The organism is Neobacillus drentensis (assembly GCF_036962125.1).
Classification (GTDB): Bacteria; Bacillota; Bacilli; order Bacillales; family Cytobacillaceae; genus Neobacillus; species Neobacillus drentensis_B.
In genome coordinates this window covers 144,715-159,233 of the sequence record NZ_JBALOA010000003.1, presented here as the reverse complement: position 1 = coordinate 159,233, position 14,519 = coordinate 144,715, and the positions used below count along the sequence as shown (strand labels likewise).

14 protein-coding genes and 1 riboswitch are annotated in these 14,519 nt (G+C 41.1%); of the genes, 3 read left to right on the top strand and 11 right to left on the bottom strand.

The annotated features are described in order from the left end of the window. From thiW to V7121_RS02785, 6 genes are all read right to left on the bottom strand, one after another. On the bottom strand, positions 1–507 hold the full coding sequence (gene thiW / locus V7121_RS02810) for an energy coupling factor transporter S component ThiW (RefSeq protein ID WP_335499319.1): 507 nt from the start codon (positions 505–507) through the stop codon (positions 1–3). Beyond that, positions 507–1,163 carry a thiamine phosphate synthase gene (thiE, locus tag V7121_RS02805; protein ID WP_335499321.1) on the bottom strand — a complete coding sequence of 219 codons (657 nt, stop codon included), beginning with the start codon at positions 1,161–1,163 and terminating at the stop codon, positions 507–509. Before thiE ends, thiW begins: the two co-directional genes overlap by 1 nt. Beyond that, a complete protein-coding gene (gene thiD, locus V7121_RS02800) occupies positions 1,160–1,978 on the bottom strand; it encodes a bifunctional hydroxymethylpyrimidine kinase/phosphomethylpyrimidine kinase (RefSeq protein ID WP_335499322.1) in 819 nt (272 codons plus the stop codon). Before thiD ends, thiE begins: the two co-directional genes overlap by 4 nt. 15 nt (positions 1,979–1,993) lie before the next feature. Then, on the bottom strand, positions 1,994–2,809 hold the full coding sequence (gene thiM / locus V7121_RS02795; protein WP_335545612.1) for a hydroxyethylthiazole kinase: 816 nt from the start codon (positions 2,807–2,809) through the stop codon (positions 1,994–1,996). An 84-nt stretch (positions 2,810–2,893) separates the two neighbouring features. Then, positions 2,894–3,002: riboswitch (TPP riboswitch) on the bottom strand. An 89-nt stretch (positions 3,003–3,091) separates the two neighbouring features. Beyond that, the gene (dcuS, locus tag V7121_RS02790) at positions 3,092–4,690 is read right to left on the bottom strand and encodes a DcuS/MalK family sensor histidine kinase (protein ID WP_335545741.1); all 1,599 of its coding nucleotides are present in this window, start codon (positions 4,688–4,690) and stop codon (positions 3,092–3,094) included. A gap of 47 nt (positions 4,691–4,737) precedes the next feature. After that, the gene (locus V7121_RS02785) at positions 4,738–5,415 is read right to left on the bottom strand and encodes a response regulator (RefSeq protein ID WP_335545610.1); all 678 of its coding nucleotides are present in this window, start codon (positions 5,413–5,415) and stop codon (positions 4,738–4,740) included. A gap of 253 nt (positions 5,416–5,668) precedes the next feature. On the opposite strand from V7121_RS02785, the gene V7121_RS02780 reads away from it, so the two are divergent. Then, positions 5,669–6,934, top strand: coding sequence for a dicarboxylate/amino acid:cation symporter (locus V7121_RS02780; RefSeq protein WP_335545608.1), 1,266 nt, complete (start codon positions 5,669–5,671; stop codon positions 6,932–6,934). 88 nt (positions 6,935–7,022) lie between these two features. Here V7121_RS02780 and V7121_RS02775 read toward each other — a convergent pair whose 3' ends face one another. Continuing rightward, entirely contained in the window at positions 7,023–7,262 is a 240-nt protein-coding gene (locus V7121_RS02775) for a glutaredoxin family protein (RefSeq protein WP_335499331.1), read from the bottom strand. Between the two features lie 546 nt (positions 7,263–7,808). Between V7121_RS02775 and V7121_RS02770 the strand changes: the two genes are divergently transcribed. Next, a complete protein-coding gene (locus V7121_RS02770) occupies positions 7,809–7,952 on the top strand; it encodes a hypothetical protein (protein ID WP_335499333.1) in 144 nt (47 codons plus the stop codon). A gap of 189 nt (positions 7,953–8,141) precedes the next feature. Continuing rightward, positions 8,142–8,675, top strand: a complete 534-nt coding sequence (locus V7121_RS02765) for a hypothetical protein (protein WP_335499336.1) — start codon at positions 8,142–8,144, stop codon at positions 8,673–8,675. Between the two features lie 129 nt (positions 8,676–8,804). On the opposite strand, the gene V7121_RS02760 is transcribed toward V7121_RS02765, so the two are convergent. The 4 genes from V7121_RS02760 to V7121_RS02745 all read right to left on the bottom strand — a co-directional run bounded on the left by V7121_RS02760 (position 8,805) and on the right by V7121_RS02745 (position 14,474). After that, the gene (locus V7121_RS02760) at positions 8,805–9,800 is read right to left on the bottom strand and encodes an agmatinase family protein (RefSeq protein ID WP_335499338.1); all 996 of its coding nucleotides are present in this window, start codon (positions 9,798–9,800) and stop codon (positions 8,805–8,807) included. Next, complete coding sequence (gene hutI, locus V7121_RS02755; protein ID WP_335499340.1) at positions 9,778–11,070, bottom strand: imidazolonepropionase; 1,293 nt, start codon at positions 11,068–11,070, stop codon at positions 9,778–9,780. Before hutI ends, V7121_RS02760 begins: the two co-directional genes overlap by 23 nt. A gap of 28 nt (positions 11,071–11,098) precedes the next feature. Beyond that, positions 11,099–12,772, bottom strand: a complete 1,674-nt coding sequence (gene hutU / locus V7121_RS02750; protein WP_335499342.1) for a urocanate hydratase — start codon at positions 12,770–12,772, stop codon at positions 11,099–11,101. Between the two features lie 220 nt (positions 12,773–12,992). Further along, positions 12,993–14,474 (bottom strand): helix-turn-helix domain-containing protein, encoded by a 1,482-nt coding sequence (locus V7121_RS02745; protein ID WP_335503238.1) that lies wholly within the window; start codon positions 14,472–14,474, stop codon positions 12,993–12,995. Positions 14,475–14,519: the final 45 nt, after the last annotated feature.

Genomic DNA, 14,519 nt, shown 5'->3' with positions numbered 1-14,519 from the left:
TTACTTCCTGATGGTTGTGTCATTTAGAATCAATACTTTCTTTCTTAAAAAAACCTTTAAAATAAGATAGCCAAGCAGTGCTCCGGCAAACGAGCTGAAGATAAATAATGGAATGAACCCGAATAATGTTGCCTTTTGACCTAACAAAAGAGTAGCTATAGGGTAAGAAAGCATGGCACCAAGGATTCCTGTCCCAATCACTTCACCGATAAAAGCTAGATATAGTTTTCTGGTTTTCCAGAATAATAGTGAGGCGAGTAAAGCTCCGACCATACTGCCTGGAAAAGCAAATAGCGAACCTGTTCCCATTAAATTTCTCAGCAAAGAAACACCGAAGGCCTGAGCAACGGCATAATAAGGTCCTAATAAAACGGCTGATAAGACATTCATAAAATGTTGAATAGGAAAGACCTTTGTAAAACCAATGGGAATATAGAATAGGTTACTTGAAATTGTTCCAATCGCAATCATCATCGCCGTCAACGTCATTTTATGGGTCTTCTTCACTATTCCACCCCTTCTTTAAAAAACACATTATTTCGTAAGGCTTTCGCCGCTTCCAATGGGGATTCTGCTTGACTTATAGCCGTAATCACTGAAACTCCATCTGCCCCTGCGTCAATGACAGACCGAGCATTATGGTTTGAAATCCCGCCGATGCCAACAATCGGTATTTCACAGCCATCTTTTCTAAGTTTTTCAATCAGTGTCGTCCCTCGTGATTGTCTGGCATCCGCTTTAGTCTTCGTCGGAAACACAGGACCAATCCCAAAATAATCCGCTCCATCTTGGATTGCCGCCATCGCTTCTACTGTCGTATGGACGGATACCCCAAGAATTTTGTTCGCACCGATTTTCTCCCGAACCATTTTTACTGTTTCATCTTCCTGCCCGATATGAACACCATCTGCATCAATCGCCACAGCCAACTCGATATCATCATTCACAATAAAAGGAATTTGATGCTCTTTGCAAAGTGTTTGGAGTTCTTTAGCCAGTGCATATTTTTCAGAACCAGTTAGTGCACTCTCCCCTTTTTCGCGGAATTGAAAAAGCGTAATCCCTCCTGAAATTGCCTCATTTAATACTTCAACGGGTTCTTTCAAACAGTTGGTGCTGCCCATAATAAAATAAACACGTAAAGCCTCTCTCAAATCAATCATGACCTCGATAGCTCCTTTACAAGATTTCTCTTTCCATACGCCCAATGGTTGGTAGGTCCATGTCCTTGACCAATCTCCAATTGATCTTCAATTGCGGCCTGAATAAAATCTTTCGCTGTTCCAACTGCTTCATAAATAGTCGCACCTTTAGCTAATTCAGCAGTAATCACAGCGGAAAAAGTACATCCCGTACCATGTGTGTTCTTTGTTTCGATACGTGGACTTGTAAAGGTGAAGAATTCCTTTCCATCGAACAATAAATCAGTCGACTCGGATTCGTTTTCATCGTGACCGCCTTTTATCACAACGTTTTTCACGCCTAAATCATGGAGTCTTCTAGCGGCCTCCTCTTTATCCTCTATGGTCAGAATAGTCATCCCCGTTAGGACTTCTGCCTCGGGAATATTCGGCGTAATTACTTTGGAAACTGGAAGTAAGTATTTTTTCATAGCAGAAATAGCTTCCATTTGCAGCAGCGAGGCGCCACCTTTGGCAATCATCACTGGATCAACCACTACACTCTCCCAACCAAAGATCTTGATCTGAGCAGCAACCGCCTCAATGATTTCCGCGTTGAACAGCATTCCTGTTTTCACGGCATCCGCACCGATATCTGTGCCAATCGCTTTAATTTGTTGAACAACTGCCTCAGCGGTCATAGGATAAATAGCGTGGACACCTAATGTATTTTGGGCCGTCACTGCGGTCAAGGCCGACATCCCAAACACCTCTAATTCCTGAAATGTCTTTAAGTCAGCTTGAATGCCGGCACCGCCGCCACTATCAGAACCTGCTATCGTTAATGCTTTTTTCATTAATATGTCCCCCTCTTATCGAATCAGCTTTTTAAAAGAAGCATGTAAATCTATGTCTTCAGTAGAAACCAAAGTTAATTGGTTTAAAAACTCGATTTGGAAACTGCCCGGGCCCTTTTCAGCCCTTAGCAAGGCAGCCTTTTCAGCGGCGACACCGTAAAATGTTAATGCTGCAACCGATGCTTGAACTAGATCCCTTTCGACTCCAGCAAATGCCCCAATCACCGAGGTTAACAGGCATCCCATACCGGTTACTTTGGTCATAATTGGGTGGCCATTGCTCACAAGGTAGGTTGATACTCCATCGGAAACAACATCTTCCTTTCCGGTAATGATAACAACGCATCTCCAATCTTGTGCTGCATTTCTAGCGAGGGTAAGGATATCCCCATTTGCTTTCGTTCCGGCATCAACGCCCTTGATTTCCCATTTTTCACCCAGCACATTGGCAATTTCAGCTGCATTTCCGCGAATGGCTGAAACCTTTACCTCTCGCATGATTCTTTGCGCCGTTTCCGTTCGGTAAGTGGTAGCTCCCGCACCAACTGGATCAAAGATGACCGGTACATCGGCCTCGTTGGCTGCTTTTCCAGCAATGATCATTGAATCGACCGTCTGCGGATTTAAGGTTCCAATATTCAAAACTAGTGAACTTGCAATTTTGGCCATTTCTGCAACTTCCTCGGCCGCATACGCCATCACCGGAGAGGCACCTAAAGCAAGAAGCCCATTGGCTGTAAAATTCGTAACGACCACATTGGTGATATTATGTACAAGCGGGTTCACCCTTCTTACTTTTTCCAACGTTTCATACAAACTGCTTTTTTCCATCCCAATCTCCCCTTTTCTTTTAATAAATAAAAAAACCAGATCCATAATCGGACCTGGTTAGTTAGTAAGTAAAAGAAAAAGAAAACATTCACTTGGCTACTTTCCTACGCTGGTATTACCCAGATCAGGTCCGAAGGGTTAAAAACTTTACGTTTTCTCTCAGCCTGATAACAGGGCACCCCTAGTAGATCGATTTCAATATTTAATTACCTACATAATATTCCTATGAATCTAGAATGTAAAGATTAAAGTTTCGAAAGGATACAAGTTAACATAATGTAATTATTGTTTACTTGTATATGGAATAGTGACAATGAAAGTGGTTCCCTTCCCTTTTTGAGAATGAATTTCTAATTGTCCTTTTAATGTTTCCAAACTTCTCTGAACCAAAAATAAACCAATCCCGCGGTTTTCACCCTTGGTAGAATATCCTTTTACACATACGCTATTTTTTACTTCCTCATCCATGCCTGGACCTGTATCATGGACCTCTAACACGAGGATTTCATCAAAATAATCAAACCTCAAAGTAACTTTTTTAAGTGGACGGTCTGCGACAGCATCCAGTGCATTATCAATCAAATTCCCAAGGATGGTGACCACCTCATGTGTGACTTCCTGTTGGAGAGGTTCTGGTAAGTATCCTTCCCCATCAATAATCATTTCACAGCCGTTTTCCCTCGCAAAGCTCAGTTTCCCTAAAATAAATCCAGCTAAGACGGGATCTTTAAAACGACTTACCACAAATTCGACCTCTGATTTTTGGTGGTCGACTACTTTGGTTATGTACGACGAGACCCGTTGATATTCCTTCATATGGATTAGCCCTGAAATGACATGGAGTTTGTTCATGAATTCATGTGCTTGCGTTCGAAGTGCCTCAGCATATAACTTCACGCCGGTTAATTGTTCAGCTAATTCCTTGATTTCGGTTTTTTCTCGGAAGGTAGCAATCGCACCGACAATTTTCCCATTAACAATGACCGGGACTCTGTTCGTTAAAATTGTAATATGGTTGACTTCTTGTTCCTGGTCGAACTGGGACTCACCTGTTGCTAAGACAGCTGCTAGTTTTGAATTCGGCAGGTAATTGTCCACTTTTTTTCCAATAAACGATCCGTAAATCCCCGCTTTAAGAAGGAGTCTGATTCCCTCATTATTGACCAGAGTAGTAATCCCACTCTGGTCCACCGCCAATATCCCTTCCTTTGTGGATTGCAGCATCGCACTACGTTCTTCCAGGAGCTTAGCCATTTCACTTGGTTCCAGCCCAAAGAGAATGTTTTTAATTTTTCTAGCCAAAATAAGAGCTCCAAGAACACCTACTAAAATACCTACACCGACTCCGATTAAAATAATTTTTCTGCTTTGTTCGATTGCCTGATTTACTTTTTCCAAAGAAATCCCTACAGCAACGGCCCCGATTTGCTTATTATTCTCATCAAACACGGGTACAAATGAGCGTAAAGATAAACCCAATGTCCCCTTGGCAGTCGAAATATGCTCTTTTCCCTTCAAGACAGGACCTTCATCCCCACCGACAAAATGGAGGCCCAAGAGGGTAGGGTTAGGATGAGATTTCCTAATTCCATACATGTCCATTACGACAATAAATTCCACATGTGTCGACTGTTTGATACCATTGGCATAGGTTTGGATATTCTTCTCGTTTTTTTTATTCTGTAAACCGGTTATGACAAGGGGGGATTGGGCGACAATCCTCGCAATATCCGTTGCCTTCTCCGCCTGGCTTTTCTTTGTTTCTTGTGAGATTCTGTTGGTAATTAAGATTTCTGTAACAAACAAAGCCATAACGACCACGATACAAACGAGCAGGGTAATTGTCGTTTGCAAACGAAGTTTTGGCTTTCTCAACCGAATTTTCCAGCGCACAATAATCCCCCCGAGTCGCAAACATCGTAATGATTTCACACACCATACCGGTTGACTGGCCTCCCAACGCCGCCGTAATGGATATGTATTTTTACTTTTCCTTCCTTTTCCAAAAAATCAAGATATCTTCGCGCCGTAACTCGGGCCATGCCGGTGCCTTCTGCTACTTCTTCTGCAGAAACCGGTTCTTTCTCATAGGAAATAAAGTCGATAATTTTTGTCAAAGTATTCATGTTTAACCCTTTGGGCAAACGATCACCCCCATTTTCTTCTTTATGATCAATAAATAATAGTTGATCTAGTTCCGCCTGTAATAGAACTTTCTTTTCGCCTAATTTGGCACGATAGTTTTTATAGTTATCTAGTGATTTTTTTATTCGATTGAAGGTAAATGGTTTCATGATATAATCAAACGCACCTTGTTGCAGAACTCCATGTATGGTTTCAATATCGCTGGCAGCTGTTATCGCAATAACATCGACAGGATAGGCCTCTGAACGAAGGTCTCTAAGCATCTCTACACCACCCATATGGGGCATATAAATATCGATTATGGCAAGATTGGGCCTGAGTTCTTTGACTAATCTTAGTCCCTCCATCCCGTTGGAAGCGACACCAATAATCGAAAATCCTTCGATTCTATCTATGAATTGACGGTGGACTTCTCGAACCATCGGATCGTCTTCTATCAAAATTACTTTTATTGGAAACATCCCCCTGCTCCCCCTTACAGTAAATCAGAGTAAATTTATCAATCTCTATTATTATCATGGCCCATTTTTTAAAAATAGTAAATTCATAGTTATCAAATTTATTAGATTTTTATAACTAAGGTAATTTCAATATCAAAAGGAACAATAAGACCAATATGACCAAAACCTTACTATTATCTGAATTTTCATTTATTATGTGGTTGGATGGGTTGGAAGCGTTAACAGTTTTTTAAAACAAAGGGGTGTATGGGGAATGAAAATTAATTTTAAAAATTTGACTGTCCAAGTATTAATGGGGATTGTACTTGGGATTGTCATCGGATTTCTTTTTCCGAAATTCGGGACGGAATTAAAGGTGCTGGCGGATATCTTTATTAAGCTGATTAAAATGGTAATTGCACCTATTGTATTTTTGACGATAGTTATCGGAATTGGAAACATGGGGGATTTAAAGAAGGTCGGGCGGATCGGCGGGAAGGCGCTCCTCTATTTTGAAATTGTTACGACGTTTGCCTTGGCGATTGGGTTACTCCTAGTTAATATCATCCAGCCAGGATCAGGGTTTAATACAAAGTCCGTCAAAGGCGGAGATATTTCACAATTTACTGAACAGGCAAAGGAAAGCAGTCATGGTGTCATGGACTTTATCTTAGGAATCATCCCGGATAATTTTGTCGGGGCGATGGCAAAGGGTGAGCTTCTTCCGATTTTATTCTTTGCAGTCCTATTCGGGATTGCCCTTGCTTCACTAGGAGAAAAAGGGAAACCAGTCGTTGTCTTGTTTGAGAAATTTACGGATATATTTTTTAAGATTGTTAACATGGTGATGAAGTTTTCGCCGATTGCCGCATCTGGGGCCATGGCCTATACGATTGGAAATTTTGGACTCGGCTCGTTAGTTTCACTTGGAAAATTAATGGGAAGCGTTTATGCTACGATGTTTATTTTCATCATTTTTGTCCTCGGTACTATCGCAAAGGTTTATGGATTTAATATTTTAAAATTTATCGCTTATATTAAAGAAGAAATTCTCTTGGTGTTGGGTACGTCCTCTTCTGAATCTGCATTACCAAGAATGATGGAAAGATTGGAGAAATACGGCTGTTCTAAATCAGTGGTTGGTCTCGTCGTTCCAACTGGATATTCCTTTAACCTTGACGGCACCGCCATTTATCTCTCCATGGCTGCACTGTTTATCGCACAAGCATACCATGTAGACATTACCATTTGGCATCAAATTACCTTATTAGGAATATTAATGCTGACGTCAAAAGGTGCTGCAGGTGTCACAGGTTCTGGATTTATTACGCTTGCCGCGACACTATCTGCTTTCCCGGTCATTCCAGTTGAAGGGATTGCATTATTACTAGGTGTTGATCGTTTCATGTCTGAAGCTCGTGCGATTACTAACTTGATCGGTAATGGTGTGGCAACAGTGGTTGTATCCAAAATGGAAAATGAATTCCAGCCTCCTGTTGAGCTTCAAAGCGCAAAATCGGGTAAAACGATAAGTGCCTAACATAGGCGGATAAATGGCTTGAGGGAAATATCCTCAAGCCATTTACTATTTTTTACAGCGTTGTTTGCTAGTTACGTTTGAGGTTCGCTTAACTTTTTGCAAGCTCTATTAAATCTTTCAGTTCATTGGTAAATCCTTTGACTGCCCGATTTTCAACAACTGTCACTGGAACACCAAGAAAACCGTATTTCTCCACTTCCTCTTGATATTCTGGATTGACTGATATATTCCTTGTTTCAAAAGAAATACCTTCTTCACTAAGGACTTTTTTGACCATCGTGCATTCGATGCAGTCGTTGGTGGTATAAACGATTACCTGCTTGTTCATCGTTACGTTCCCCTTTTGTATAATATTCGGAAGTTCCTTTGTAATAAAGATATGCTTGGCCTATTGCATTTCTCCTTAATTATCCCAAATCCTCAGGATTACTAATTATTAAAGTATATCCCATAAATATGGTTTTATCATTTCTCAAGTTTCACGTTATAAAAAAAAAACAATTTGGCATGGGAAATAGTGGCGATATTTTTGTCGGAAAAGTAGCGATAATTGTCTAATCCTGCGCTTTCCCGAGGAATAATGGAATGTATTTCTCCAAAATATTATTTCCCATGAAGCCCCTTACATAATAAAATGGCTGATTATTCTGTTAATAACAATTATCAACTTTTCATTCTTCCCTACTCCATTTTAGTAAGATGTGCCATCAAAAGCCACACAAAACTAAACAGATGTATGAAACTGAAAATATGGACAACCCATTTTCATTTTCCTGTGATATTCGCTTATGCTTGTCCGATCGTTTTACATAATATGATTGAGGTAAGGGGCCCCTTATAAATCCGAAATGTATATTTGAAAGGGGGGAAACAAATGAATATTGCTAATTTCATTACAACACTAGGTAAAGTTCTTGTGATCGTTCTATTATTGCTTGCATTGCTTGTTGCAAGTCTTTTCGGCCTCGATACAACTCCGATTAATAATGCCATCATTGCTATTTTACAGGATCCTTAGTCTGTAAGCATATGAGTGGAGATTATTACTCAAGAATTTCCTAATTGTTGGAGCCATGAAATCTAGAAGGTTATTAAGTAATTAAATAATCTTCTAGGTTTTTCCTAATATTAAAAGAGTATCCTCTCCGCATCACTAATTGAGTTTACGGCCTTTAGCATGATCTTAATTTAAAAAGGTGGCTTAAATATGTCAAAGAAAAATAAAGAAAAAAGTGTAAAGAAATCGGATAACAACGAAGCTCAGGAAGCTATCATTGATCACACGAATAATTCTAATGAAATTTCCTTAGATTTAAATTCTTTAATAAACAATCTAGATTTGAAATCTTTAACGGGAATGGATAAAACTCAAATGAACAGTGAAAATTCCTTGGATATCAATTCTTTAATGAGTAATATTGATATGAGTACATTAATGAAAAACGTTGATATGGGGGCTTTGATGAACGTGGCAACCAATCTACTAAAAGACGATTCATTAAATAATTCTGCGAAGGACCTTGGTAATAGTCCACAAGTTCCTATCCTAAGTCTACTTAATGGTACTGAAAAAAAGACAAATGGAAATGTGGCTGCTGTTTTAGAGAAGCTAGAAGAAATGGCCAATGATTTATCAGAATTAAGAAAAGAACTCTTAGACCTAAAAGAGCTAAATCAAAATCTTACTACGCTAATCAATAAATTATTATTACAAAGTGAGTCAAAAAAGAAAAGTAAATGATAACTAGTAACCTTCCCATAACAAATAAAAAACCTTGAGCTCAAGGTTTTTTATTTATTATAGGAAATGCACTGAGGGTGTCTTCTGCGCTTTTTCATAGATAATCATAAATTAATTCATCTATTCTTTTTATTGCTGCATAACCCCTGTTAAAAAGGTTAAGAAAACATGCGTACCTAGTTTTACTGTTGGCTGGACTTGGGTGTCTTTTAGTGGGTCGAGACAAACGATGTCCATTGCGTTGACTTTTGGATGACGTCCGGCTAAAAGGACCCCTTCTAGCAGTTCGGCTGTTGTCATGCCCCCCGGGGTTGAGGCCGGTACCCCTGGAGCATAGGCGATATCAAGGACATCCATGTCGACCGTTAAATAAATTGTATCCACCTTTGCCGCTAACTCATCCAAACACGCTGCAACCGTTTCTTCAATCCCTTTCTTCCTAGTTTCCCGCAGCGTGAAATAATTGACCCCTTGTTCAGTGGCATACTGCTTTAGGTCTTTTGTGTTGAAGAATCCATGCAGACCAATGTTGTACATATTCCTGCCTTCAACTACGCCGCTCTCTATCAGATTCCGCATCGGTGTCCCGTTGGAAGGGCCATTATCGGACAAATCTCGTAGATCAAAATGGGTATCAAACTGAAGGATGCCAATTTTTTCATGAGGCTTCGCTTGATGCAACCCCTTTACCATCATCGCTGTAATCGAATGATCGCCGCCAATCGCACAGACTTTGGAATTGCTAAAATGCTGATGGATTGCTGTTGAGGCAGCAATAATATTGTCATGGCAGCGGCGGATATCGGTCACATGCATGGGCACATCACCAGCATCGACTGCCGTCATTTCCGCTAAATCGATATCTTCATCAAGATTATAGGTAGTGAACCCCTTCCACGCTCGCCGGAATGCCTCAGGAAATTCCGAGGCACCTGAAGCGCTTATCGACGAGCGCGAAAGTGGGACTCCAACAACGACAAAATCCGCGTTCTTGCTTATTTCAGAATCCGAGGCAGCCGTCAGTGGCTGGATCCACTCATGCACCTTTGCAACCTCTGCCCCGTCATCAAGCCTTACCCATGTAAAGCTGGGGGGATTTAGTTTAGGATAAAGAAAACTCTTCAATTAGCTGACCTCCCCTGACAACCACCTTACCATTTTTCACAACCGTATCGGTATGATTCACGCCATAAGAGTATTGGAGTTTCATATAATTGTCGACGTTAAAAATCGTGACGTCTCCTTTTTTGCCCACTTCTAAACTGCCAATCTCGCCACCGCGGTTAATTGCATGGGCAGCATTAATGGTCGCTGCCACCAGGACCTCCGCAGGAGTTAACCCCATTTTTAAGCAGCCAAGATTCATAATAAATGGCAGCGACACCGTTGGTGATGAACCTGGGTTACAATCAGTCGACAATGCCACTGGCACACCTAAATCGACCATTTTCCGGCCATTCGCCGACTCCGCCATTAAAAAGTATGCTGTACCTGGGAGCAACACAGCAACTACCCCTTTTTCAGCCATTGCCTTCATGCCTTTTTCAGAAGCTTTTAATAAATGGTCAGCTGAAATCGCACCGACTTCCGCTGCCAGCTCTGCCCCTTCATAAGGCTCGATTTCGTCTGCATGAATTTTTGGTATCAAACCATAGCGCCGGCCGGCTTCAAGAATCTGCTTAGATTGTTCCGGAGTAAACACACCATGTTCACAGAAGACATCATTGAATTCGGCGAGTTCCAGCTCTGCCACCTTTGGAATCATCTCATTTATTAACTTACCGACAAATTCATCAGGATTTGATTTATACTCTTTCGGCACAGCATGGGCCCCCATAAATGTCGAAACGACATCAATCACATGCTTTTCATTCAGCTCTCGTGCTACTTCCAACTGCTTCCGTTCGGTTTCCCATTCCATCCCATAGCCGCTCTTCGCTTCTACGGTCGTAACACCATGACGGAGAAACTGATTTAAACGTTGATAGCTTTCTTGAAATAGTTCTTCATGTGTCGCCGACTGGGTTCTATTTGTCGTCGCATAGATTCCGCCGCCACTATTCATGATTTCCATATAGGTAGCACCTTGTAAGCGCATGTTAAACTCATTTTCCCTGCTTCCTGCAAAAACAAGGTGGGTATGCGGATCAACCAGTCCGGGCGTTACCAATTTTCCACTCGCATCCACTACATCGGCTTCACCCAATCGGTCCGCATATTTTTTTACCATTTCCTCATCCGTACCGATTGCTTGAACCAATCCATTTTCAATCCAAACACTGCCATTCTTTATAATTCCAAGTTCGGACATCTCCTCCTTGACCAGTGGAGCCGCTGAACTACCTTGTAAGGTCACAAGCTGAGAAGCATTTCTAATAAAAATTGGTGCATTCATTAATCTACCATCCTCTCATTCTCATGACTTAGTCTTGATGAAGCATCGGCATGTTAATGCCCTTTTCTTTCGCTGTTTTAATGGCAATCTCATATCCTGCATCGGCATGACGGACTACCCCCATACCAGGGTCTGTCGTTAAAACTCGTTTCAAGCGAATTTCGGCATCCTTCGTCCCATCGGCTACAATAACCATTCCGGAATGCTGAGAATAGCCCATACCCACACCGCCGCCATGGTGTAGGGAGACCCAGCTGGCACCTCCGACTGCATTAATCATTGCATTTAAAATCGGCCAATCAGAAACAGCGTCGCTACCATCTCTCATTGCTTCAGTTTCCCGGTTTGGTGAAGCCACAGAGCCAGCATCTAAATGGTCGCGGCCAATGACGATTGGTGCAGAAACTTCACCAGATGCGACCATATCATTGATTAGCTTGCCAAAGCGTGCACGATCACCGTATCCAAGCCAGCAAATTCGAGCGGGAAGTCCTTGGAAGCTGATTTTCTCCTGGGCCATCTTAACCCATTTGCAAAGGTGTTCATCATCCTTAAACTCACGTAGTAAAGCTTCATCGATTTTACGAATATCCTCTGGATCACCAGAAAGAGCAGCCCAGCGGAACGGACCTTTGCCTTCACAGAATAAAGGCCGGATGTAGGCTGGAACGAAGCCTGGGAAATCAAACGCATTTTCCACTCCTTCATCCTTGGCGACTTGACGGATATTATTGCCGTAGTCAAAGGTTACTGCCCCTTTTTCCTGCATTTTAAGCATCGCCTTAACATGCAGGGCCATGCTTTGTTTTGCAAGCTTCACTAATTTTGCTGGGTCTGCTTTTCTAAGTGCGTTGGCTTCCTCTAATGAAAAACCAACTGGTACATATCCATTGAGCGGATCGTGCGCTGACGTTTGGTCAGTTAGGACATCTGGATTAAAGCCTTTTTCAATCATCAATGGCAAGATTTCTGCCGCGTTACCCAATAATCCAATCGATAACGCTTTGCCAGCAAGCTTAGCCTCCTGTGCTAGTTTTAATGCTTCATCTAAATCCTTACTTTTGACATCAAGATAGGCCGTTTCGATACGACGGTCGATTCTTGTCTCATCAACATCAATCGCCAAACATACGCCATCGTTCATTGTTACTGCCAACGGTTGGGCGCCCCCCATGCCGCCAAGTCCAGCGGTCAACGTGATGGTGTGTTTTAATGTCCCGCCATACGACTGACGGGCAAGTTCGGCAAAGGTTTCATAAGTTCCTTGCACAATCCCTTGACTGCCGATATAGATCCAACTGCCGGCCGTCATTTGTCCGTACATGATTAGACCCTTTTTATCAAGTTCGTGGAAATGCTCCCAATTCGCCCATGCAGGAACAAGATTAGAGTTGGCGATTAGTACACGCGGTGCATCCTTATGGGATTTCCATACAGCCACTGGCTTACCCGATTGAATCATTAACGTTTCGTCATTCTCCAATTCTAGGAGCGTTTTCACAATCGCATCATAGGATTCCCAGTTCCGGGCAGCCTTACCAATCCCGCCATATACCACTAAATCCTCCGGTCTTTCCGCCACTTCTTGATCTAGGTTGTTCATTAGCATCCTTAGTGCAGCCTCTTGAATCCACCCCTTTGCATGCAATTCTGTTCCTTTGTAGTTTTTAATGACCCTTGGCTTTGCCGTATTTATTTCCATCCATTCCACTCTCCCTTTTTCATTAGTAATCTATTTTTATTATAATAATAAAATCTTCTGAAAAATACGTAGGGAACATTAGAAAATAGATATTATTTATGTTTTCCACACAAAATTTTTTAGATAGTTTGTCTGAAAAACGATAAAATTTTTAGAAATTGATATTACTTTTGGTTTCTCGAAAAAAATGACCCTAACAATGAATGTCGGGTCACTTCTGTTACATATTTTTCATTCTAAACTCTCTCGGTGAGCTGCCGACCAATTCTTTAAACATTTTGCTAAAATAATTAGAATTTTGATAGCCAATCAGAATCGAGATTTCTTTAATCGATTTGTTGGTATTGGTCAGTAACCGCTTTGCTTCCTTCATCCTTAACGATGCCAATACCTCAGTAAAGCTTGATCCTGTTTTGGTGATTAATAAATGACTAAAATAGGATGGATTTCGGTCCACATAATTTGCCACATCGTCAAGCCTAAGGGAACTGTTCATAAAATTTGCTTCTATATAGGATATTCCTCTTTCAACCGAATCTTGTTTAGAATTTATGTCACTTGTTTTCACACCAAAAAACAACTTTTGAATAAATAAGATGAGATTTTGGACGGTCCGATAAAGAACCTTATCATACAAGATGGAATTGAAAATATAACGGTATTCCTTTTCATAGCTCTGATACTCATCTAAGGTATAGGTCTTCATGAATCTTCGAACCTGTGCAAGAATGCTCGTCAATCTGATTCGAACTAAGCCTGGGTCAGGAAACGGTTCTTTCAATTGCAGAAACGCATCATACAGCCATTTTTTTATTTTTTCTAAGTCAACGTTAGTTAGCATGTCAACCCATATTCTCTGTTCAGGTGGGGCTAGAAATGGGTCAATGTGCTCCCAAACTGGTGAGTCCTTAAATTCAACTACTTGCTGGTACCCTTTATAATAGGTAATCTCCAGCATTTTACGGGTTTCCAGGTATTTCTGATTCAGAGTTATAGATGTTGAATTTCCTTTATGTACTACAATGGCAAGCGGCTCAGAAAATTCTTCCTCCCACTTTCTCATCACTTTTTGGCACAACTCAGTTATTTGTTGAGCCGTTTCTTTGAACAAAACGACGACTAAATCATCCAATCCAAAAATACCATAGTCATCCTTGAATGGATATTCTGTTAAGAAAGAATGCAAAGTCTGAATGGATCGTCTGCTTTCCGTTTGAAAAGCTGCCAGGTGATAATTTTCCACTGCTGCAGATTGTGAAATGAATAATGCTTCATAGGTTACGTCTTTATATGTATTAGTCTGATGTATTCCAGCTGGCTGACCTTTTGTCCCTAGTTTTCGGGAGGCTTTTTGAAAGGCTGCTTTCACTTTAGTTGAAGAAAAAGGTTTCATCATTAAATCTAATGCTTGCATATCAATGGCAAGACGCGCTTTTTCAAACGTGCCCTCAGCAGAAGTTAATATCAACACTGGATCATAAATTTGCATTAGTTCATGAATACGTGACCTCTCCTCTTTCGTAATCATATCTAGCTCCAATAAGACAACATCAGGCTTCTCTTGTTCAAACCAAACAACAAATTCATGATAATTGGACGCTAGAAATATGTTTGTCACCGGGATAGAGGAGGTTTTTAACAGCCATTTTAATCCCTCACGTTCATTCAAATCACGATCTGCAATCAACCACTTTCCTTCCATTGATGTGTCCTCCAGTCTTTCTTATTCTCTTAATAAAAGTATACA